The following is a 22,343-nucleotide window of genomic DNA, read 5'->3' on the forward strand; positions in this document are numbered from 1 at the left end:
AAGACAGAGCCCAACATTTTTACAGACTCAAAGTGTGATTAGAAATTCACTTTCAGTGTTGCATTAATACCACTTGAACTCACATCACTATTGTACTGACCTTGGTAAGAAACTCCGAAGGTAGTTGATTTATTCAATTGAGCATCAACACCTAAGCCTACACCGAATAGGTTATCCAGTTTTCCACCACGTAAAGTCGCTTCACCGGAATTAGATAAATACAGTTGAGCTTCCGGGCGGTTATCGCCAAACAGGTGGCTTGCAGAGACATCGCCTTTCAGAGCCATATTGATGCTGCCTGCGGTGAATGGATAACCACCACGTAAACCAATGGTACCCACTTGGATATCTTGATTGTCAGTTTTAGTACTGAACTGCATATTGCCCACTTGCTCATTGATACTGTCTGTTGAAACATGTAGCCAGTTAAATCCAGCATACGGTTCAATAGAGTATTTATCATTATTCAACTGGGTATAAGCACCTTCCAAGAAGAACTGAGTGATTTTTGCATCATAGCTGGTGGAGTTATAACCTGAAGTTTGTCCGACCCATAATGTGCGTTTAGCATCACGATCTTGGTTAGTGTGAGTAATACCATAGTTTACTGCGGCTACATCTTTGATGTTGGAAACACCATACAGACCGACATGGAGGTCATTACTGTCAATTTTTCCGTATTCGTGAGCTTTATAATGGGTTGAACCAGCCCCGAAGAACAGACCTGCTTTGGTATTTTCAGTGACATCAATTTCTGCACCGACTAAGCCTGCGTAGAAATCCACGTCCATATTGCTATAACCGTAGTCCAGATTGCCCCATTGACCTACACCAGTCATCCATATACGAGCATTACTGTTTTCGAGGTTAGCATAGCGACCATGACCGACACCAATAGCCTGATCTTTCACGGTACGGGTTAAGCCTAATACGTTCACTACACTTGCTGTGTTCGCATTCAGTAGCATGTCGTTGCCCAATGATTGATAGGTGCTGCTCAGGTCATTTGCGCTCATTGGTAATACAGCATCAAACAGCTGGCCTTTTGCATTACTGTCTAATGTATTCGCAATAGCACGGCCATTTTCATTGTTTGCAAAGGTCGCTAAAGTTGTATCGCCTTTTTTGCTAATTGAGCCTGTAATCGTATTATTTTTTACAGAAACATCTTTTTGGAATAATGCGTAATCATCCGATATCGCATTATTTGGCGTTGCTGCTAAGGCTTTAGCTTTTGCACGGCTATCCACTAGATTATCTGCATTCACCGTACCTTGAACGGTATTGCCATTCAGATAAACATCTTTTAATTGGCCGACATCACTTGCGGCGACATCGAGTTGAGCACCTTGATTTAAAGTCAGATTACCGACATTTGCATTGTGACCCACAGCAACCAAATAGGTGCCTTTATCATTGATATTGATGTTGGCTTTATGACTTTGATTAGAAGTCAGCTGACCTTTTTGAGTGAACGTGTCGTTATAACGGTCGATCACACTGATTGTACCGCCGTTCACATTCACATCCGCAGTACCGAAAGATTCAGTGAAGCCATACAGTGTGCCTTGTTCAACGGTAGTACCGCCACGATAAGTGTTGTCGCCAGTCATGACCAAAGCGCCTTGACCTTTTTTCACTAATGCACCGTCATATAAACCCGCATCGATTTTGGCTTGAATAGCTTCGGCGCGTTTTTGGTAATACTCTTGACGCCATTTTTTAGCATCATTGATATCAACAATATGGGATGCAGGATCTGGATTACCATCGTTAACAACGAAGTTATCACCTAATTCGTAATTTCCTCCCGCATCGATACCGTTATTTTTATAGTCGGTTAACCATGCAAGATCTTCGACTTCACGCTGATCGAGTGCTGCTTGGGAAATATCGTTAGTCCAAACATCAAGTGGGGTGGAATCTAAGTTATATTCGAATTTACCTAGGAATTGACCCGGACCGTACATGCCTTTTTCTAAATCTGGTGTACCCCAGCCGTAGCGCTCATCGGGTACGCCATCTGCGGAAGTCCAATTTTTATACAGAGAGCCGTCAGGATTATAACGATTGGCAGTGGTAAACATCACATCGCGAACTTGCAGGGCATTCATGGATTGATAACGAGACATCAACACACCCATAGCGCCGGTAACATGTGGGGCTGCCATAGATGTTCCGCTAAAGGTATCCCAACCTGGATTACCCTCTTCATCAACAACAGTCGAGTAGATAGCACGGCTTGGTGCAACGACAGTCCACCATTTTGCATTGCCCGCTTCGTTGAACATACCTTCTAGTTCATAGCCAGTTTTAGCCGCATTTTGTTTCATGCCTGCAACTGCAATCCAATGTTTTTCAGCTTGTGGATTAAAGTAAGGGTAGAGAGGACGATAGTATGGGTTAGCAAAATCACGGTTACCGGTGGTAAATACTTGAACCACATTGGTGCCTTTCACCGCATCATAGGCTGCATCGACAAAAGAAGGTTTGTCGCCATACACTTTTTTGAAATAGAAATATTCGTATTCAGTTTGCTGAGTGGTATCAGCAGGTAAATGAACGGTGGTATTACCTCCGTCAGGGCCGGTTGTTTTTACTGTATTTATAATCCGTGTATTGGTACCCCAGCTGTTATTAATCACCTGAGCACCGTCATCGACCATTGCTTTCCAGCCAGTATAGAAATATTGATAGTCTTGATAAGGACCATAGTTATTGCTATCTGTTGCGCCAGTATTACCGACATAGACATCAGAACCCCAAGCAACACCGTGCATACCATTTCCATCACGATTTGCCCCAACAGTACCAGTAACATGGGTTCCGTGGGTATCATTGACGCCTTTTATCCAATTACCATCGACATCAAATGGTTGATCTTTTTCATAGTTTCCTCCCATTTCCTGTGGATAGCGCATGCCTGTTGAGCCATATTCACCTTTGGCTTTTACTGCATGGAAGCGGGAACCGCTGAGTTCCTCATGAGTTAACAGTGCACCAGAATCCATTACACCAATTTTAGCGCCTTGCCCATGATAACCAAGAGCATAAGCACTGGAGGCATTCATTGCCGCCAGTCCCCAGTCATTTTTATATTCTTGGCTTTCCCAACTCTGTTTGTCACCAATTTGTCCCGCTTCTGAATATGCGAGGGTATAACCGGAAAATAGCAGTGCAGAAGTAATAACTGAAAGCTGAAAAAGCTTTTTATTTACGGAAACTTTATTTTTATGATGAGTATATGGTATTGACACATGTGCTTTGTTCATTCTGATACCTTTGTTATAAATAAATTAATAACGATAATTAAGAATCAAAAAATAGAATCGCAGCGATGATGTGTGTTTTATAAAAATAAATGTTTGAACGGCATCTCAAAAACTTCCTTTTTATCTAAAAAGTAGATTTATTGACTGGTTAATCACATATAAAACAGGTTAATAGCACGGGTTTAGAACAAATAGCATGATAATTAAATGAGTAAAATTAAAGGGTTTATTGTTTTTAAATATAATTATTAATTTTTGAATAGATTTATTGAGAATAGAATAGAAGTGATAACAATAGCATTAGATTATGTAACAAATTTAAATGGAATAGATAGTGTATTTTACTTAGGTATTAATTTTTTGATGAAAAATAAAGAAATAAAAAACTATTGATAATTTTATTGAAGAGGAAATTGCTGATTTATTGCCAATTAAAAAAGAGCACCCCATAATTTTAAATAGGGTACTCTATTTATTAGTAGAATCGCATTTATTTATACAGTTGGTTAATTTCTTTCACCGTTGCTAAACCACGCTTCGCTTCTTTTTCTGCAATCTCAACAGACAAACCAATATAAGAACGAGGGTCGAGCATTGCTTTGATTTCATCATTACTAAAAGCTGCGGTAATTGTTTCGTTTTTGATTAAATTGGTATAGAAGTCCTCACCGTCAGCGGCAGTCTTAATTGCCTCTTCATAGAGTAGTGAGTGGGCTTTATCTTTGCCGAGTTTTTCCGCCATTTTCATCATTACGTATTCAGTATTATCGAGCCCTTTATTTCTGAGTACGTTATGCAACATTCTATCTTCGTGAGGAACGAGGGTTCTTGATAGCTCCTCGGTTCGTAATAGAATTTCAGTTGTCAGCTCTAAAGCCTCTTCAATTAGCCCATCAAAGAGCATGTATGAGCTGCTATCACCTTCATACGGTCTAACTGCTGAGTACATCCCAACACTCGGTAAAGAGTATAATTTTTGGGAGTTCGCAATGATCCCTTTGGCTAATTTAGGGTTAATTTTGTGTGGCATAGTGCTGCTGCCAACCGTGCCTTTGGTAAACCCTTCAGAGACTTCAGCAATTTCTTCAAGTGTTGTGCTATAAACTTCTTCACCAATTTTATGGCAGATATTCGCCATCAGGGCTAAGTTCGCCATGTACTCTAATTTATGGGTACTTAGATTTCTGGATGGAACCTCCATTGCATGCATACCGGTTAACTCAGCTACCCGTTTTTGCACTTCTAAACCAATGCCCGGCATTGAGTTAAAGGCTCCAACAGCGCCCCCCATCATGATGGTAAATACGCGTTTCTCACATTCACGCATGCGTTGGTAGCAATCAATAAAATCGCTGATCCACACAGACACTTTATACCCATAAGTAATTGGAATTGCATGGCGTCCGTGAGTTCTACCCGCCATGACCATGTGTTTGGTTTTTTCTGCCAGCCCTGATAAGTTTTCGATGATCTCACCTAACAGCAGCATAAATTTATTATGCACCGTCTTCATCATGTACAGCTGTGAACTTTGCTGAATATTCTGAGTGGTAATCCCATAATGGATATATTTTCCACTTTCCTCAGAACAGGCGTTCACTAACACTTTTAAGAAAGGCACGAATCCATGGCCGATTTTTTGATAAATCCGGTTCATTTCTTCGAAATCAATATTCTCAATCACTGCCTTTTCTTTGATTTCATCGGCAGCAGACTGGGGAATGAACCCCAGCTCAGCTTGTGCTTGAGCTAACATGGATTCAAACATCAACCAAGTATTGTATTTGGCTTCATTCGATAGCAGCGCTTTTATGCCACGGTCATCGATAGTTTTACTTTTAGAATCATATAAGGCTCTCATCATATATCCTTTTTATTTCTTCATTGCTTCATCAACAGCGTTGCGAACAAATTCAACTTTCGGTCCATAAACGACGTGGACGTGGTTTGCCGATGGAAAGAAGAATGCGGTACATCCTGATTCCAACATTAACTCTTTATCGATCTGGTTAACTTCACCAACATCAATACGCATACGGGTAATACAGTTATCAACGTTACGAATATTTTGTTTGCCACCTAGGGCTTGAATCAGAATTTCAGCAATTTCCCCATAACGTTTTTCTTTAATTAAAGTATTTTTCAAGTTACTAGATTCTTCACGACCCGGTGTTTTGATATCAAATTTCACTATCGCCCAGTAGAAAATAAAGTACGTTGCGACGGCTAAACAGCCACCAATAATCACTAAGAATATCCAGTTGGTATGTTCGTACAGTAATCCGAAAATAGTGAAGTCAAATACTGTGCCTCGAATATAACCAATAGCGACACCGGCGAAGGAGAGCAGCACCGCCCCAATTCCCACTATAATGGCGTAAATTAAATACAGCAGCGGTGCGATAAACACGAAGGTAAATTCGAGAGGTTCCGTCACGTTACCGAGCATGGCGGTCAATACCATGGTTACCAGCATCGATTTGACTTCAGCGCGGTTCTCTTTCTTAGACGTTTTATAAATGGCTAACGCAATGGCAGGGAACAGGAACAGCGTCACCAGCATTTGCTGTTGTGCCATAAAGCGCGTCAGGCTTGGCATCATCGCCCAGTATTCACTGTCAGGACCTTGCTTAAATAGGACTTCAGTCAGTGCAGGAACAACGCCAACAAATGTTTGTCCATCAATAACATAAGTACCACCGGATTCTGTAAATCTAAATAGCACGTTCCAAACGTGGTGTAAGCCAAATGGAATAAACAGTCGTTCGCCACCCGCAGTAAAGAATGGTCCTACAGGGCTGAGGAACACAGCCGAGAGTTTCATTAAGCCTTGAACGAGTACTTCCCAGATAAACGGTAAGGTTGCGCCCACCATGATCATCAATCCGATCATGATGATGGAGACGGATTTTTTACCAGAGAAGAAAGCAAAGGCTGTTGGGAGTTCAAGATTATAGTATTTATCTGTTGCCCATGCGGCGATTAAGCCCGTGATAATCCCCCCCGCAGCACTGATATTCAGGGTTTGTATCCCGAGAACCTTGATTTGCCCAACTTGTCCCATGATAGCTGGGTCAGCGAGTTTACCTGTGAGCACCAGCCAGATGTTCATAGTGATAATCAAGGCGAGATAGCCGACAACGGAGGCAAAGACGGCAATTCCTTTATCGCGTTGGCTCATCCCATAAGCGACACCCATTGCAAATAGCAATGGAATATTATCGAAGATGACGCCAGCAATAGAGCGGATACTGATTAATAATGCGTTAACAGTTTCATTGCCGAGGAATGGGAATCGCGCAATCATATAGGTTTGAACTAATGCACCACTGATCCCCAGTATCATACCTATTGGAGCCAACACGCCAATGGGGAGGAGTAGGGTCCTACCAAAGCGTTGGATTGACTCACCAAACTTTCTTTTAGCCATATTTTTTCCTTATGACGAAGAATATTGAAATTAGGGAAATACTAGCACTGGGTTTTTTAAAAGAAATGATATTGCGGTTTTAAATATTATCTCAGGTCATTATTTATGACCTAGGTCATTTTAGTTGGGTAAATAACGAGAAAAAGAATAGGTAGATATTAATAAAGTAATATCGTTAAATAGAATTTAATTTTAATAAAAAATAAAAAGGTAGCTTTAATTCGAACTTAACAACATATTTTCTAGTTCATTAATCAATAGGTCGACAAGGATAAAGAACCCCGTTCTCGATTTTGAATCATCGCGCTTAGTATCATAACTATCAGCAAAACAAAATAAGCTATTGGTGGAGTAGGCGGTGAGTTCATTGGTATGGAATGCGGTCATGCTAATAATATTGGCATCTTTGAGTTGCACGATTTTTGCAGTTTCAATGATCTTTTTAGTACCCCCCGAAAGGGAGATGAAAATGACGGTGTCATCCTTGTTGACTAGGCGTGTAAAAGAGTCAGATAGATTGTAATCATTGATAAAAAAGCAATGTAAACCAAGAGAGAAGAGTAGGTGCTCTAGGTCGTAGCCAACAGCTTTACTCGTTCCTCGCGCAACAATAAAGATATTACGTGAATGGCGTAAGGTTTTTGCACAATCATGAATTTGCTCTTCATTAATCAGTGTAAAAGTTTTATGGATATTATTTTCTAACTGTTTTTTATAAGAAGCAGGATTTTTTTTCTCTGCTTTATTTTGAGATAATATATGGTTATTAATCTGGAATTTAAGTTCTTTAAATCCACTAAATCCTAATTTTTGGGATAAATTAATTATCACCGTTTTAGACACAAAGGTTTTAGCAACTAATTCATTAATATTTAAATAGGGAATATCCGCGATATTATCAGTAAGATATTTTAATACTTTTTTTTCACTGACAGTTAGGTTGTCATAGTTTTTTAGAAAATCCAGCATATCCCACCCGATCAATTTAGTTTCAAAATCCCATCAAAGTACAAGGGGCTAAATAGTATTTATGATGACGTTGACACTGTGTGAAGTGAGCAAAGGCCCAAGAGATTGGATTATACGTTAAAGCCATATTTTATGCAGGTTTTCAGCTAGGATTTTTCGAGACAATGGGATGATTAGAGAAATACGGGATTGTTTAGATAGCTAGGATGAGGGGGAGAGATGAATTATCAATGTTTATATAAGCAAAAACCCGCAATTAAGCGGGTTCTTTAAATAGTGGTGCCCGGACTCGGAATCGAACCAAGGACACGGGGATTTTCAATCCCCTGCTCTACCGACTGAGCTATCCGGGCAACGGGGCGCATTAAACCGTATTAGGCTGTTCTCGTCAATGCATTTTTGATAAAAAAAACCTTTTTGTGATCGAGTGTTTTCTTTTTCGACAAAAACAGCCTGTTTAACGCGCGAATGGTTTTTTTTAGCTTAAAGCGCCTTTTTTACGGCACAATGCGATGCTTAAAATATCTTCAGAAAGTTGCTGAGCAATTTCGACATCATTAATATCTCGATTGACCAACAGACGATTTAAACAGCCTTCAAGGACTAACTCCATTTGATTGGCGACCAATTCGGCATCTTCAATATCAAGTTCATCTAACAATTGCTTAGTGAAGTTAAATGAGTTGGCTTTTTGCAGGCGGCTAAGCTGATGAATTGGATGCTCAGCATCCGGATAGTAATTACAGGCGGAAATAAATAAGCAGCCGGGGAAACGTCCTTCACGGACTTTCTCTGATAATTGTTGGTAGCGAGCCATTAATTTCTGTTGTGGGCTGAGTTGTTCATTTAATAATGTTTGACGCTGCCAAATTTCAATTTGTTGTCCATGATAACGCAGAGCGTCATAAACCAGTGCTTCATCGTCAGGCCAGAATTGGCGGAGCGTGGTAAAATCGGATTCGACTTCAGTCAGTAAGTTTTCGGTGGATGCAGATAAACCCTGTTTTTCTAGTTGGTTTAGTGCATGACTCAGGATCGTGTCTCGCTGGATACTCATTATTATCTCCATCACCAGATTTGCAGATTTTTTCTCATCATAGCAATGATCAAAACCGATTTATAGGGATTTACTTTGTTATAAGTTCAACGGTATTTGAGGAGGAAGGATGGGGGGAAGGGATTAAATTGACAAAAATAGAGTGGCAAAAGAGATAGAGAGGTAAGTTCCTCTCCATGACTAATTATTTGTTTTTATTAAAAATAAATTGTCTAATTCAATAATTTATTTTCCATATCAATATCGATATAGTAAAAATGGAAAATATTTTGTAGGAAATCATCAATATCATGCTTCTTTAACTCTAAAGCATGCAGAATTCCTAAAAGACTTTGGATCGTAATCGCATTAACACCGCGCTCATAGCGAGAAATCTGCTGTTGGCTAATGCTTAAGCGTGAGGCGAGTTCAGCCCCCGTTAATCCAGCCCCCTTTCGACGACGTTTTAGAAATGTCCCGATATACGTCGAGACTTCGATACTATCGAATTGTTGATCAGTGAGCATGATACCTCCATGCGAGGATTATTAAGATAATCGCATCAATAATTAAAAAATATTATCTTTAGTGAGTCGAAGTTGTCTAATTTTGATTGTTACAATCATGGTGTGTATTTAACAAGGAAGCCCCCATTATTACCAATTTTTATCGCGGATTGATTGACTCATTTCGATAGACTAGAACTATTGTACTCACTCCATTCATGGATAGTAACTTTGAATAATTGGTTATATATTTTGTAAATTCACCTTATTTAGAAATATAATATTAAATTGACCGATTTTTTTATTTTAATTTGGTTTTAAATTCGTATCTATATAATCGTAAATTTAATCAAAAAATAATAATAGAATATGAATAAAGCAATGGATTGTTACACTTATATATATATTATTAATACAAGTGTTTCGTAAGAAATATTCATATTTAATTAGTAATAAATAAATCGTTTTTTAGTGTTTTTGATGATTAGATTAAATAGGTTATTTTATATTTGAGTGCATCTTAGAGATATAAAGGACAGCTAACTGATGAAAATTATCGTCGCCCCAGATTCATTCAAAGAAAGTCTAAGTGCTAATGTTGCTGCGCAGTCGATTATTCGTGGTTTTCGTCACGTATTTCCGGCAGCAGAATATGTGGCATTGCCTGTTGCTGATGGTGGGGAAGGGACATTAGACACACTGATTGCTGCTCTGCAAGGGGATAAAGTTACGTTGACCGTTCGCGATCCTCTAGGGGCCCCGATTACTGCATATTATGGCTTGTTGCCAGAAAAACAGACGGCGGTAATTGAAATGGCGCAAGCAAGCGGTTTAATGCTGGTGGCACCTGAACAACGTAATCCAATGCTCACTAACAGCTATGGGACGGGACAATTAATCCTCGATGCTTTATCCCGAGGAGCAAAACGCATTATTTTAGGGATTGGTGGTAGTGCAACTATCGATGGTGGTGTCGGTGCACTTCAAGCATTAGGCGTCAAATTTTATGATGAAAATCAGAAGCTTCTTGGTATTGAAGGCAATATATTAAGCCAAATCGACCAGATTGATATTTCCTGTTTAGACTCCCGCTTACAAGACTGCATTATTGATGTCGCCTGTGATGTAACTAACCCATTGGTGGGACAACAAGGTTCCGCAGCTATTTTTGGCCCTCAGAAAGGGGCGACTTCAGAAATGGTGATAATGTTAGATCACGCGCTGAATCATTATGCAGAGCTTATTTTACAGTTGACTGGACACGATTACCGCCACCTACAAGGCGGCGGTGCCGCTGGTGGTATTGCCGTTGCGGTTGCCGCATTTTTAAATGGGCAATTAAAATCGGGTATTGATCTCGTCATGGAAGCGCTGAATTTAGAGCAGCATCTGATGGATGCAGATTTAGTGATCGTTGGTGAGGGGAGCATGGACGGGCAAACTGCCGGAGGCAAAGCCCCGATTGGCGTAGCAAAATTAGCGGCTAAACATCAAGTTCCGGTGATTGCATTGAGTGGTGTACTCGGTGACGGCGCAAGTTCTTTGCATACGCAAGGCATAAGTGCGTTATTTAGTATTTTACCTCGCTTAGACACCTTAGAAAAAGTATTGGGCGAGGGGGAGCACAACTTAGAAGTTGCTGCATCTAATGTGGCTAGAGTGATTAAAATTGGTCAATCACTTTCATCAGAAATTAGATGAGGATAGCGTGAAGTGATCTCAAAAAGGTTGGGTAGGATTTTTAGGTAAGTTTTATCTCTGTTTTGACGCTATTTATTTTATATGCGCTTTTTCCTATACCATGACGTTACGTAATTTGATAAATGGTAGGATTAATAAAAAATAATAGGTAAATAAACAGATGCTCAACTCGACTTCGCTGGTTCCTCTCAAAATAGTGGCATCCGGTGTTGCATTACCTTCACAGCAAGTTTTATCAACAGAGCTTGATAAACGCCTAAATAAATCCAACGGCTATGTTGAAAAACGCTCAGGTATTCGCTGGCGCTATCATGCTTCAAATACCGATAGCCAAGCCGAACTTGCCGCGGCAGCGATTCAAGATGCATTGATCCGCCAAAATATTGCCCCATCCTCGATTGATGCATTGATTTGCGCCTCGGCTATCCCTGTTCAAGCACTACCTTGTAGCGCGGCACATATTTTATCTTGCTCATCACTACTTTCTGGAATTGCCTGCTTTGATATCAATGCTAGCTGTGTGAGTTATTTATCCGCTTTGCAAGTCTCTGCTGGGTTATTGGCGACGAATCAATATCAGCGAATTGCCATTGTTTCCGCGGATATTGCTTCCCGAGGAATTGATTGGGAGCATGAAGAGTCATCATTAATTTTTGGTGATGGTGCAGCTTGTACGATTGTGGAACGGGGCGATGGTCATAGTGGCATATTGTCATTTCGTCTGGAAACGTATCCAGAGGGCTTAGACCTGTGTGAAATTCGGGCCGGTGGTACGCGATGTAATCCACGTTCAGGCATGCAAGAAAGTGACTTTTTATTCCATATGAAAGGCAAACCGCTGTTTAAGATGGCGTCTGCGATGGTGGAAGATTTTATGCAGCGCATTTTATCCGAGGCGGGAGTGAGTTTGTCACAAATTGATACGGTGGTACCTCACCAAGCGAGCCATTTATCCCTAGAGCATATGCGAAAACGACTGGGTGTCACTCCAGCGCAATTGGTGGATATTTACGCCACAAGAGGTAATCAAGTGGCGGCATCGATTCCTTCAGCATTACATGAAGCTATTATTACTGACCGCTTTTATGGAAAATCGTTAGTCATGCTGGTGGGAACGGCTGCGGGTCTAGCTTTATCTGCGATGGTGATAGTGCCATGAGAATTCTCGTCACGGGAGCGACAAGTGGGTTAGGGCGTAATGCGACGGAAAAGTTGCTGCGAGACGGTCACGAAGTGGTCGCCTGTGGACGTGATTTGGCGGTAGGTCAGTTATTGATGGAAGCCGGTGCGAGTTTTCGTCCCATTGATCTGGGGACGTTAACACGAGAAGCGGCTCACGAACTGATGGCAGATTGTCAGGGAATTTGGCACTGCGCGGCATTATCGGCACCTTGGGGAGACAGACAAGAATTTGAAGCAGTGAATTGGCTAGCCACACGGACATTAGCTCAAGCCGCCGCAGACCAAGGTATCGAAAGATTTGTTCATATTTCCACGCCAGCAATCTATTTTAATTTTACCCATCAACAAGATATCCCTGAGTCGACAACAAACCGCCAATTTGCCAACGATTATGCTCGAACCAAATTTCTGGCAGAGCAGGAAATTGCCAGCATGGTGCCTCGTTATCCAGCAACCACATTTGTAATTTTGCGCCCTCGAGGGCTATTTGGCCCTTATGACCGAGTGCTGTTACCACGGTTAATGGCTCAAGTTCGTGCTCGTCATGGAAAACTTATTTTACCCGGTGGTGGGCAGAATGCCTTTGATTTGACCTACGTCGAAAACGTAGTGGATGCGATGATATTGGCAACCCAAAAACCGCTACAAAGCGGCTCGGTATTTAATATTACCAATCAAGATCCACAGCCATTGATTACCACGCTTCGAGCGCTATTTTCACAAACAGAAACCCAGTGTCAGGTGAAATCAGCACCTTATCCATTGTTATATGGACTGGCATTTTGTTTGGAGAAAATAGCGGTTTTACAGCGCAAAGAGCCATTATTAACCCGTTATAGCTTGGGTGCCGCCTATTTCACAATGACGTTGAATAATGAGAAAGCTCAGAATGAGCTAGGCTACTATCCTCGTTATTCAATGGCTGAAGGGATTGCTCGTACCGCTCAGTGGCTTAATCAACATCAAAAGGGTGAGAAATGATGAATATTCGGGTATTTGAAGTGGGGTATTGTACTCATCCCGGCTGTGTTGCTCTCAAAGGCGCCAGTATGAAAGCCTGTAAATTCCCTGCGCGAGCGTGGTTGATTGAAGGAAATGATCAACGTTGGCTATTTGATACCGGCTATGCCGACCATTTTTATGATCATACTCGTCATGGCATTATTCGTTTTTATCGTGCAGTCACGCCAGTCTATTTTGACGCCAAAGATGCGTTAGTGTCACAACTCAACGCTGATGGAATCACACCATCGGATATTACTGGTGTCATTATTTCTCATTTCCATGGTGATCATATTGCTGGGCTGCGTGATTTTCCTAATGTGCCATTCATATGCTCTGGGGAAGGCTGGGAAAAAACACGGAATTTAACCGGATTTTCGGCGCTACGTAAGGCATTTGTTCGAGGGTTAATCCCCGAAGATTTTGAGGTGAGAGCGCAGTTCTATGAAGGTTTTAAGAAGATAGATTTACCCGCTGAGCTAGCCGAATTGGGATATGGCTTTGCCATCAATGCAGAGAAAACGTTAATTGCAGTGCCGTTACCGGGGCATGCGGCAGGGCATACCGGGCTGTGTGTCGCAACGGATAATGGATGGATTTTATTAGCTGGGGATGCAGCATGGTCGCCGACTAATTACCGAGAAATGCGTGGTCCCATGGCGATTGCCAATTTAATTATGGATGACAGCCAAGCTTATTACGAAACTCTAAATAAACTGCATCATATTGATAAACGGCATATACCAATCCAATTATGCCATGAGGGTGATTTGTGAAGCTGCTGAAAATTTTGTGGTATTACTGGCGAGCGCGCAGATTGAAATTTAAAGACAGTGAGGCTTTAGAGCGATACCAGCAAGGTAAACTCTCGAAATTTATTCAGCGCGATTTGTGTCACAGTCCCTATTTTGCAGGTTATTGTGAGCAACCACTAACTCAATGGCCTTTGATGAATAAGGTATTGATGATGAAGCACTTTGATAGCATGAATACCCAAGGACTCAAGGTTGATGAACTGCTAGCTTGTGCAAAACGCAGTGAATCCTCACGGGATTTTTCACCCACGGTTGGGAAATTCAGTGTGGGATTATCATCAGGTACCTCGGGGCGTCGAGGTGTTTTTGCCGTCAGTCCGAATGAGCAAGCACAGTGGTCAGGAATTATGTTAGCTAAAATGTTGCCTGAAGGACTGTTTGCGGGTGAGCGAGTTGCATTATTTCTTAGGGCTAACAATAATTTATATGAAAGCGTGAGTAACCGCTGGCTGTCATTTCAATTCTACGACCTATTAGGGGATTTTGACGAAAATTTGTCATCTTTAGCTCAATGGAAGCCAACTATTATTGTTGCACCTGCTCAGGTGCTGGTTGAAATTGCTCGGCGTCAGCAGCTTGGTGAGTGCTCGCTAACCCCAAAGAAAGTGATTTCAGTGGCAGAGGTGCTTGAGAAAGAAGATAAAGAGAAACTTCAACGGTTTTTTTCTGCGGTGGGAGAAGTGTATCAGGCAACAGAAGGGTTTCTTGGCTGCACCTGTTCCCATGGAACTTTACATCTTAATGAAGCATTTCTCCATATTGAGAAACATTGGCTGGATGAACGCCGATTTTCCCCGATTATTACGGATTTTACGCGCAAAACTCAGCCTATTGTTCGCTATCAACTGGATGATGTGCTGGTGATACGGGAAGCACCATGCCCTTGCGGTGATGTGCAAACCGCCATTGAGCGTATTGAGGGGCGCTGCGACGACCAATTAATATTAAAAAATTCGCAAGGGGAACCGATTCGCTTATTTGCGGACGCGTGCAACCGCGTTATTTGCAATACATTGCCCACTGAAACCGATTTTCGACTGCATCAAAAAGGACTTCAATTTACCTTATCGGCGCAATGCGATGATGCTGAGTTACAGAAATGTCAGCAAGCACTAACTTACTATTTTGCGCAGCAAGGTGCGGAAACCTCCAATGTGCAGTGGACACTGAGGCATCATTTGCCAGTGTGCTCGATGGCGGTGAAGCGACGCCGTATCACGCGGGAGGCGGAGTGATGAAATCCTTTTCATTAGTGTTACGAGGCAGTTATTTATTACTTGGCTGGGGAACAGTAGGCATTATTTATTCTTTTACTGGGCATTTTCACGATGCTGCGCACCTTATTTCCCCGAGTATTATTGATAATTATATTGCCTATTCCCCAAGTGCTATTTGGCTGTATCTATCATTTTTCCTGTTTATTCCTTGTGGCTATCTGTTGTCTGAGTCAGTAAAAGTGAAGCCGCTAATGTGGCAAATGATCTTGTGTGCGGTGCTATCTGGGGTGGTTTATTTACTCTATCCAACTACTGCGATTTTCCCTCAAGAGCTCGGTAATGGATTGACGCAACAAGCCTTAGTCGGATTACTGCAAGTGGATACACCACAAAATATGCTGCCATCTTTGCATGTCTCTTTAACCTTAATTTCGTTGGTTGCGTTATGGAGACAAGGAAAACCCATTCAAAATTTACTGTGGCTAGTGTGGGCGTTAGTGATTATTTTTTCTGTCTTGCAGCTTAAGCGGCATCTGTTTATTGATGTCGCTGGTGGTGTTGTGTGTGCATTAATCGCTATTTTAGTGATTCAGTGTTTCAGGGAGATAAGGTGTAGAGGAGGCAACAAATGAATGAATTAACGTTCCCCGTTATTTTTATGTTGCTGATTGTCATGGCTGAAGCCGTGATTATTGCGCGGCAGAAACGCGCTTCATTTAGTTGGCGGGATGTGGTTTTTAACCTTAATTCCGGGCACATCATGCTGTGGTTGTTTCGTGGATTAGAGCTATTTTGCTATGGGTTTGTGGTCACTCATTTTTCATTGGGGATTGTTGATCACTGGCCGATCTGGCTGGTGTGGTTATTTACCTTAGTGGCTTGGGACTTTGGCTTCTATTGGTTACATCGTTTGCACCATCGCTACCGGTTATTGTGGGCGGTACATGTTGTTCATCACCAAGGGGAACATTTTAACCTGTCCCTTGGGGTACGTAACTCGTGGTATTCCTCCTTGACCTCGATTCCATTCTTTTTACTGCTTGCCTTACTGGGCGTGCCATTAGCGGTATTTATGGCGATTTCCATTTTGCACTATACCATCCAGTTTTTTAATCACAGTGGTGTGATCCCCCGTTTCCGATGGCTAGAAAAATTGATGGTGACACCGCACCACCATCGAGTTCATCATATTAAATCGGGTGGATATGCCAATCGTAACTTTGGTGGCAGCTTTATTATTTGGGATAAACTATTTGGTTCATTTTCTGAACCTCCTGAAACCCCTCATCAATACGGTATTGGGGGAGAATCTGCGACCCAAAATCCATTTGTTGACAGTAACCGTCCTTTTCTCCGTATTTTGGGTATGAAAAATGGGCTGAAACAGCCGCGTGAAACCCATTATCAGATTAAGGAAATCTTCTTGGTAAGCGGTACATTGTTGCTATTCACATTGGTGATTGGCTACATTTATTTGTATGGCTACGGTTTTAATGGCACCACTGGCGTGCAAGTTGGGCTCTTTATCTTGTTAGCCTTAGGAACCGTAGCATTGTCGGGGTTATCAAGCGGTTATCTATGGGGTAAATGGAGCTGGTTTTTGGTGGCGACGATGATTGCGGCGTGGGTGTTAAGTGCAGGTTGGTTAATGCCATTTTGGTTGGTTGTGAGTGGCGTATTGTGGCTGCACAGTTTATTGGTGCTGGTAGGATTCGGAGTGACTAAGGTGGATAAAACCGATGCGCAAACCGAGTGATTTACCACCACTTTCTTTTCGTCATAAAGATGACTTGGCGTTTCATCGCGCATTACAGCAAGCCGCAAACGGGTACCTGCAAGAAAAGGGTGACCACCGTTTTGCGAATGCCAAGGTATACCTGAAAAATACGCTATTAATTCTGGCTTGTTTTAGCTGTTATTTCTTAATGATGACCTCTCAGGGGGGAATCACTTTTTTTATTGGCTATCCACTGTTTATATTTTTTGCTTTATTACTGGCGATCAATGTGGTGCATGATGCCTCCCATAACGCAGTATTTCGGCATGGCTGGGCAAATCGGTGGCTGAATTTTTGGGTGACTATTCCCCTTGGATTAGACCCAGATTGCTGGCGGGTTCGGCATATTCTCTTTCATCATACCCATACGAATATTCGTCATTATGATTTGGATATAGAAGAAAACTTTTTACTGCGGCAAACGCCTTATCAACGCTGGTATCCATTTATGCGTTGGCAGCATTTATATTGGCCGTTGATTGCGGCGATGACGTTTCCCGCGCTGATTTGGGGATATGATTGGTTTGACCGCTTTCATTTCACACGTGTCGCGCCGAAAATGCGCCATCAGGGAGCTAAAGGTATTTGCTTGTTTTTGCTGAGTAAAGTACTGCATCTTTGTTTGGCTCTGTTATTACCGTATGGGTTTTTATCCCCTTATGGTATCGGTATCGGCACATTATTGACGGTTTATCTGTTTAGCCAGATGCTCGCCTCGCTAATTTTTGTGGTGCTGATCCTCGGTACACACTGGGCAAAAGCTACCTTTTATACCGCACCAGAATCAGGGCGTATGGCGCAGGGTTTTTATACCCATACTTTTTCAACCACCTACGATTGGCAAACCACGCCCAAATGGCTGACGTATTGGTTAGGTGGGTTGAATTTACACCTAACGCACCATATTTTTCCCAACTGGCATCATCGACATTATCCGGCTCTCGCCAATATTATTCAGCAAACCGCCGCACAATTTGATATGGATTATCATTGTGTTGATGCCAAAACCCTGTGGCGTTATCAGCAATTGTTTTTGAAGCGAATGGGAACGGGGGAAGGGGTTATATCGTGATGGTATTTCGAGAATAAAAAAACCGTGGTTTTAATGCCACGGCTTTTATCATTCGATAATTAACTTAACGAATATTGACTACAACATCATACCGCCGAACAGGAAGCCGAAGGTAACGGCAAATGCGACAGCGATAGTACCCGGAATAAAGAATGGGTGGTTGAAGACAAACTTACCAATGCGAGTTGTACCGGTGTCATCCATTTGTACCGCCGCAACCAGCGTTGGGTAAGTAGGCAGAATGAACAGACCAGATACCGCAGAGAAAGATGCGATTGCAGTCAGTGGGCTAACGTTCAGAGCCAGTGCCATTGGCATCAGCGCTTTAGCGGTAGCTGCTTGAGAATACAGTAGAGCAGAACAGAAGAAGAAGATAACCGCTAACATCCATGAATGTTCATGAATCAGGTCACCCGCAGTTGCTTTGATCCAGTCTAAGTTGTGCTGTACGAAAGTATCACCTAACCAAGCAACACCTAAGATACAGATACAGGCGCTCATACCAGCTTTAAAGGTACTTGAGTTCAGGATTGCATCAGTGTTAACACGGCACAGGATAGTGATTAATGTCGCAACAGTCAGCATGATAATCAGGATAGCGTTAGTGGTATTCATCAATGGTTTTTCAACCAGACCCACGCTTGGGCTATTGATGATTGCATAACAAACTACGCCGACAACGCCGAGTAAGAACAGCAGAACAGAAGATTTTGCACCTGGTTTGATTTCTTTGACTTGGCTACCGCGCAGTTCAACTAAACCTTCAGCTAAACGTTTTTGATAGATTGGGTCATCGGACAGTTTAGAGTTAAATGTCCAAGAAACAATAAATGACATTAAAATAATGGCAAGGAATGTCGATGGTAATAAAACACCTAACAGCGTGATATAGCTAACTGTGTTACCTGCACCAACCATTGCTGGGTTTTCCATGACTGACGCCATGTAAACAACCGCTGCAGAAATTGGGGAAGCAGTAATACCAATCTGAGCTGCCACTACCGCAGTAGACAGTGGACGACATGGTTTCACACCTTGCTCTTTCGCAACTTCTGCAATAACTGGCAGAGTTGCTAATGAGATATTACCGGTACCTGCGAACAGGGTCAGGAAATAAGTCACGATTGGGGCAAGAATAGTGATGTATTTTGGATTGCGGCGCAGTAATTTTTCTGTTTGAGCAACCAAGTAATCAAGACCACCTGCAATTTGCATTGCAGAGATAGCGGCAATAACAGCCATGATGATAGAGATTACGTCAAATGGAATGGTACCCGGTTTCACGCCAATAGCAGCGAGTACCAGAACACCAAGGCCACCGGCAAAGCCGATACCTATCCCACCAAGACGGGCCCCTAAAAAAATGGCCAGCAGAACAATGACAAATTCTACGGCTAACATAGTGTTTACTCCTCGACAAAATGAAAATTATGAAACTATTATGTTAATTATTTGTGTGTGCGTTCATGAAAAAAGGCACGCTATCCGGTGGAAAGTCGTGCCCTTATTCTTAAGAATTATCTATGAAACTCATAAATAATTAGTCATCAAATCTTTTTGCTTTATATGCTGGATGTTTTAGGTTCTCTACAGAGAAGATATCATCCAATTCTGCTTCGGTCAGAAGTCCACGTTCTAGGACAACTTCACGTACGCTCTTACCAGTTTCAGCACAGATTTTACCAACGATATCGCCGTTATGGTGACCAATGAATGGGTTTAGGTAAGTCACGATACCGATAGAGTTGAATACGAACGCTTCACAGATTTCTTTGTTTACTGTGATACCGTTGACGCATTTCTCTACTAAGTTACGACATGCATTGCTCATCAGTGAAATTGATTCAAACATTGCTTGACCGATTGCTGGTTCCATTACGTTTAACTGTAATTGACCTGCTTCAGCAGCCATGGTGACACAGATGTCATTACCCATAACTTTAAAGCATGCTTGGTTAACAACTTCAGGGATTACTGGGTTAACTTTTGCTGGCATGATAGAAGAACCTGCTTGTAATTCTGGCAGATTGATTTCTTTCAGCGCCGCACGAGGACCAGAGGAAAGTAAACGTAAGTCGTTACAGATTTTAGACAGTTTAACGGCTAAACGTTTCAGGCTAGCGTGAACAGTGATGTATGCACCACAGTCAGAAGTTGCTTCAATCAAATCTTCTGATGGTACACATGCTAAGCCTGTTACTTCAGCTAATTTCTTAACGGCTAATTCTTGGTAACCAGGCGCTGTATTTAAGCCAGTACCGATAGCTGTTGCACCTAAGTTAACTTCGAGCAGTAAATCGATGCTACGTTTTAAGTTTTTCTCTTCTTCTTTTAAAAGAGTCGCGAAAGCATGGAATTCCTGACCAACAGTCATTGGTACTGCGTCTTGTAACTGAGTACGACCCATTTTCAGGATGTCTTTGTACTCTTCAGCTTTTCTTTCAAAGCCTTCTTTCAGGTAAACAACAGAGTCGATTAATTTCAGAACAGAGTTGTAAACTGCGATACGGAAACCGGTAGGGTATGCATCGTTGGTTGATTGGCTTTTATTTAGGTGGTCATTTGGGTTTAAAAACTCATACTCACCTTTTTTATGGCCCATCAGTTCAAGACCGATGTTTGCCAGAACTTCGTTGGTATTCATGTTCAGTGATGTGCCCGCACCACCTTGGAATACGTCAACTGGGAACTGATCCATGCATTTGCCTTCGTTCAAAACAATATCACATGCTTTGATGATGGTATCTGCGATATTACGAGGAATCGTGTGCAGTTCTTTGTTAGCAAGCGCGGCTGCTTTTTTTACCATTACCATGCCACGAATAAATTCTGGGACATCGTTAATAGTGCGGTCGCTGATATAAAAGTTTTCAATCGCACGCAGAGTATGAACACCATAATAGGCATCAGCTGGAACTTCTTTTTTACCTAACAGGTCTTCTTCGATACGAGTATTGTTTGACATGAGAACCTTCTTAATTAGATTACAGTTACTGTCCGTTTATGCGCTTTAAAAATATATCCTAAAACTAAACTTATAGGTGTTTACCACCTACTACTCCGTTATCAGCATTATGTTCTACTGACTTATGGGTAGATCATATGCCTTTTATCACTCCATACCTTGAACCTAGATCATTTTATGGATTGATTAGTGAAACAGAATTCATATTGTGTGATTTAAATCACGGATAAGCATAATTAATGATATTTCTTCGTGAGTTGAAAATCGTTATAAGCGACCCAATTATTATGGCTATACTAATGAAAAAAGCGAATACTGATGATAGTCTCTTAGAGATAGTTCACAAAGGTTTTCTTTTAACCTCGAAAAACGCAGTAGCTTATTGATATAAAGGAGTACTTGTGCGCTGGTTACCACTAATTTTGATAGGTGTTTTGGTCTATATAGAGTCGGTGATTTTTGTCCGAGTCGCTGATGAAATCGGTGTATTAATGACACTTATTTTAGTGGTGCTCACATCCTGTTTAGGGGTTTCACTTGTGAAAAACCAAGGGATGAAAAATGTAATGCAAATACAACAAAAATTAATGAATGGTGAAAGTCCCGCCGCTGAAATGATTAAAAGTGTGGCGTTGGTGTTAGCTGGATTTTTACTAATTGTTCCAGGATTCTTTACTGACTTTATTGGTCTACTTTTATTATTACCGCCAGTACAAAAATTATTTGTCATGCGTTTAATCCCGCATATTAAATTTTATCAACCGGGTAATGGCTTTCATGGTACAGGCCGTAATGGTTTTCAAGATGGCAATACTTTTGAAGGTGAATTTCAACGTAAGCAAGATGATGCATCTTATACGATAGATAGCCCTAATCAGGGTGATAAAGAGGATAAATCTGCCGAGTCTGATAAAGATGAGCGTCCGAAGTACTAATTCCATTGTTTTTGTAGGGAGATAAATAATGAAAAAATTTATCTCCCACCCCTTGAAGTCTGATAAACCAACCCCAATCTCCTGAATCATGGTACTGGTGAAGATCATCTTGGTATCGTCCTTTTACTCGTATGGACTTTATTTGTAGGAGAACTATTAATGAACATTCGTCCATTGCATGACCGCGTTATCGTTAAGCGTAAAGAAATCGAATCAAAATCTGCTGGTGGTATCGTTTTAACTGGCAGTGCTGCGGGCAAATCAACTCGTGGTGAAGTTATCGCTGTAGGCCAAGGCCGCATCCTGGAAAATGGTGAAATCAAAGCGCTGGATGTGAAAGTTGGCGACATCGTGATTTTTAACGACGGTTATGGCGTAAAAGCTGAAAAAATCGACAATGAAGAAGTGTTAATCATGTCCGAAAGCGACATCTTAGCAATTGTTGAATAATCATTTTCACTTAA

General features: G+C 41.6%; 18 protein-coding genes and 1 tRNA gene. 10 read left to right on the plus strand and 9 right to left on the minus strand.

The genetic code is table 11. The features are described 5' to 3' along the window. Window positions 1-38: 38 nt before the first annotated feature. The 7 genes from pta to PR761_RS11375 form a co-directional block, all read right to left on the minus strand. Window positions 39-3,272 (minus strand): autotransporter Pta, encoded by a 3,234-nt coding sequence (pta, locus tag PR761_RS11345; protein ID WP_154610793.1) that lies wholly within the window; start codon window positions 3,270-3,272, stop codon window positions 39-41. Between the two features lie 490 nt (window positions 3,273-3,762). Next, window positions 3,763-5,133 carry a class-II fumarase/aspartase family protein gene (locus PR761_RS11350; protein ID WP_039854793.1) on the minus strand — a complete coding sequence of 457 codons (1,371 nt, stop codon included), beginning with the start codon at window positions 5,131-5,133 and terminating at the stop codon, window positions 3,763-3,765. A gap of 12 nt (window positions 5,134-5,145) precedes the next feature. Beyond that, the gene (locus tag PR761_RS11355) at window positions 5,146-6,702 is read right to left on the minus strand and encodes a PTS transporter subunit EIIC (protein ID WP_154610795.1); all 1,557 of its coding nucleotides are present in this window, start codon (window positions 6,700-6,702) and stop codon (window positions 5,146-5,148) included. Window positions 6,703-6,918: 216 nt separating this feature from the next. Continuing rightward, complete coding sequence (locus PR761_RS11360; RefSeq protein ID WP_154610797.1) at window positions 6,919-7,671, minus strand: MurR/RpiR family transcriptional regulator; 753 nt, start codon at window positions 7,669-7,671, stop codon at window positions 6,919-6,921. A 277-nt stretch (window positions 7,672-7,948) separates the two neighbouring features. After that, window positions 7,949-8,024 (minus strand) — tRNA-Phe (locus tag PR761_RS11365). Window positions 8,025-8,149: 125 nt separating this feature from the next. Further along, window positions 8,150-8,722: a division control transcriptional repressor DicD gene (gene dicD / locus PR761_RS11370; RefSeq protein WP_409264020.1), complete on the minus strand. Its 573-nt coding sequence runs from the start codon at window positions 8,720-8,722 to the stop codon at window positions 8,150-8,152. Window positions 8,723-8,940: 218 nt separating this feature from the next. Beyond that, entirely contained in the window at window positions 8,941-9,234 is a 294-nt protein-coding gene (locus tag PR761_RS11375; protein ID WP_006814351.1) for a helix-turn-helix domain-containing protein, read from the minus strand. Window positions 9,235-9,759: 525 nt separating this feature from the next. Between PR761_RS11375 and PR761_RS11380 the strand changes: the two genes are divergently transcribed. From PR761_RS11380 to PR761_RS11415, 8 genes are all read left to right on the plus strand, one after another. Beyond that, on the plus strand, window positions 9,760-10,914 hold the full coding sequence (locus PR761_RS11380; RefSeq protein WP_006814350.1) for a glycerate kinase: 1,155 nt from the start codon (window positions 9,760-9,762) through the stop codon (window positions 10,912-10,914). Between the two features lie 160 nt (window positions 10,915-11,074). After that, complete coding sequence (locus PR761_RS11385) at window positions 11,075-12,073, plus strand: 3-oxoacyl-[acyl-carrier-protein] synthase III C-terminal domain-containing protein (protein WP_006814349.1); 999 nt, start codon at window positions 11,075-11,077, stop codon at window positions 12,071-12,073. Next, window positions 12,070-13,077: an NAD-dependent epimerase/dehydratase family protein gene (locus PR761_RS11390; RefSeq protein WP_154610799.1), complete on the plus strand. Its 1,008-nt coding sequence runs from the start codon at window positions 12,070-12,072 to the stop codon at window positions 13,075-13,077. The genes PR761_RS11385 and PR761_RS11390 overlap by 4 nt, the downstream gene beginning before the upstream one ends. Further along, window positions 13,074-13,874, plus strand: a complete 801-nt coding sequence (locus PR761_RS11395; protein ID WP_115164714.1) for an MBL fold metallo-hydrolase — start codon at window positions 13,074-13,076, stop codon at window positions 13,872-13,874. Before PR761_RS11390 ends, PR761_RS11395 begins: the two co-directional genes overlap by 4 nt. Continuing rightward, window positions 13,871-15,148, plus strand: coding sequence for a F390 synthetase-related protein (locus PR761_RS11400; protein ID WP_272519357.1), 1,278 nt, complete (start codon window positions 13,871-13,873; stop codon window positions 15,146-15,148). Before PR761_RS11395 ends, PR761_RS11400 begins: the two co-directional genes overlap by 4 nt. After that, window positions 15,148-15,762 (plus strand): phosphatase PAP2 family protein, encoded by a 615-nt coding sequence (locus PR761_RS11405; protein WP_154610800.1) that lies wholly within the window; start codon window positions 15,148-15,150, stop codon window positions 15,760-15,762. Before PR761_RS11400 ends, PR761_RS11405 begins: the two co-directional genes overlap by 1 nt. After that, the gene (locus PR761_RS11410; protein ID WP_154610801.1) at window positions 15,759-16,886 is read left to right on the plus strand and encodes a sterol desaturase family protein; all 1,128 of its coding nucleotides are present in this window, start codon (window positions 15,759-15,761) and stop codon (window positions 16,884-16,886) included. The genes PR761_RS11405 and PR761_RS11410 overlap by 4 nt, the downstream gene beginning before the upstream one ends. Beyond that, on the plus strand, window positions 16,870-17,979 hold the full coding sequence (locus PR761_RS11415; RefSeq protein WP_006814343.1) for an acyl-CoA desaturase: 1,110 nt from the start codon (window positions 16,870-16,872) through the stop codon (window positions 17,977-17,979). Before PR761_RS11410 ends, PR761_RS11415 begins: the two co-directional genes overlap by 17 nt. 78 nt (window positions 17,980-18,057) lie before the next feature. Here the strand turns inward: PR761_RS11415 and PR761_RS11420 are convergent, their stop codons facing one another. After that, entirely contained in the window at window positions 18,058-19,380 is a 1,323-nt protein-coding gene (locus PR761_RS11420) for an anaerobic C4-dicarboxylate transporter (protein WP_006814342.1), read from the minus strand. A gap of 139 nt (window positions 19,381-19,519) precedes the next feature. Next, window positions 19,520-20,944 carry an aspartate ammonia-lyase gene (aspA, locus tag PR761_RS11425; protein WP_006814341.1) on the minus strand — a complete coding sequence of 475 codons (1,425 nt, stop codon included), beginning with the start codon at window positions 20,942-20,944 and terminating at the stop codon, window positions 19,520-19,522. A gap of 401 nt (window positions 20,945-21,345) precedes the next feature. Between aspA and PR761_RS11430 the strand changes: the two genes are divergently transcribed. Together PR761_RS11430 and PR761_RS11435 are read left to right on the plus strand one after the other, a co-directional pair. Next, window positions 21,346-21,879 (plus strand): FxsA family protein, encoded by a 534-nt coding sequence (locus tag PR761_RS11430; RefSeq protein ID WP_006814339.1) that lies wholly within the window; start codon window positions 21,346-21,348, stop codon window positions 21,877-21,879. Window positions 21,880-22,038: 159 nt separating this feature from the next. Further along, entirely contained in the window at window positions 22,039-22,329 is a 291-nt protein-coding gene (locus PR761_RS11435) for a co-chaperone GroES (RefSeq protein ID WP_006814338.1), read from the plus strand. The last annotated feature ends 14 nt before the right edge of the window (window positions 22,330-22,343 follow it).

This window comes from Providencia sp. PROV210, from assembly GCF_028479445.1.
GTDB classification, from domain to species: Bacteria; Pseudomonadota; Gammaproteobacteria; order Enterobacterales; family Enterobacteriaceae; genus Providencia; species Providencia rustigianii.

Bases quoted from the DNA above. Each gene is read 5' to 3' on its own strand.
- pta (WP_154610793.1), bottom strand. From the start codon at position 3,272: ATGAACAAAGCACATGTGTCAATACCATATACTCATCATAAAAATAAA.
- PR761_RS11350 (WP_039854793.1), bottom strand. From the start codon at position 5,133: ATGAGAGCCTTATATGATTCTAAAAGTAAAACTATCGATGACCGTGGC.
- PR761_RS11355 (WP_154610795.1), bottom strand. From the start codon at position 6,702: ATGGCTAAAAGAAAGTTTGGTGAGTCAATCCAACGCTTTGGTAGGACC.
- PR761_RS11360 (WP_154610797.1), bottom strand. From the start codon at position 7,671: ATGCTGGATTTTCTAAAAAACTATGACAACCTAACTGTCAGTGAAAAA.
- PR761_RS11375 (WP_006814351.1), bottom strand. From the start codon at position 9,234: ATGCTCACTGATCAACAATTCGATAGTATCGAAGTCTCGACGTATATC.
- PR761_RS11380 (WP_006814350.1), top strand. From the start codon at position 9,760: ATGAAAATTATCGTCGCCCCAGATTCATTCAAAGAAAGTCTAAGTGCT.
- PR761_RS11385 (WP_006814349.1), top strand. From the start codon at position 11,075: ATGCTCAACTCGACTTCGCTGGTTCCTCTCAAAATAGTGGCATCCGGT.
- PR761_RS11390 (WP_154610799.1), top strand. From the start codon at position 12,070: ATGAGAATTCTCGTCACGGGAGCGACAAGTGGGTTAGGGCGTAATGCG.
- PR761_RS11395 (WP_115164714.1), top strand. From the start codon at position 13,074: ATGATGAATATTCGGGTATTTGAAGTGGGGTATTGTACTCATCCCGGC.
- PR761_RS11405 (WP_154610800.1), top strand. From the start codon at position 15,148: ATGAAATCCTTTTCATTAGTGTTACGAGGCAGTTATTTATTACTTGGC.
- PR761_RS11410 (WP_154610801.1), top strand. From the start codon at position 15,759: ATGAATGAATTAACGTTCCCCGTTATTTTTATGTTGCTGATTGTCATG.
- PR761_RS11415 (WP_006814343.1), top strand. From the start codon at position 16,870: ATGCGCAAACCGAGTGATTTACCACCACTTTCTTTTCGTCATAAAGAT.
- PR761_RS11420 (WP_006814342.1), bottom strand. From the start codon at position 19,380: ATGTTAGCCGTAGAATTTGTCATTGTTCTGCTGGCCATTTTTTTAGGG.
- aspA (WP_006814341.1), bottom strand. From the start codon at position 20,944: ATGTCAAACAATACTCGTATCGAAGAAGACCTGTTAGGTAAAAAAGAA.
- PR761_RS11435 (WP_006814338.1), top strand. From the start codon at position 22,039: ATGAACATTCGTCCATTGCATGACCGCGTTATCGTTAAGCGTAAAGAA.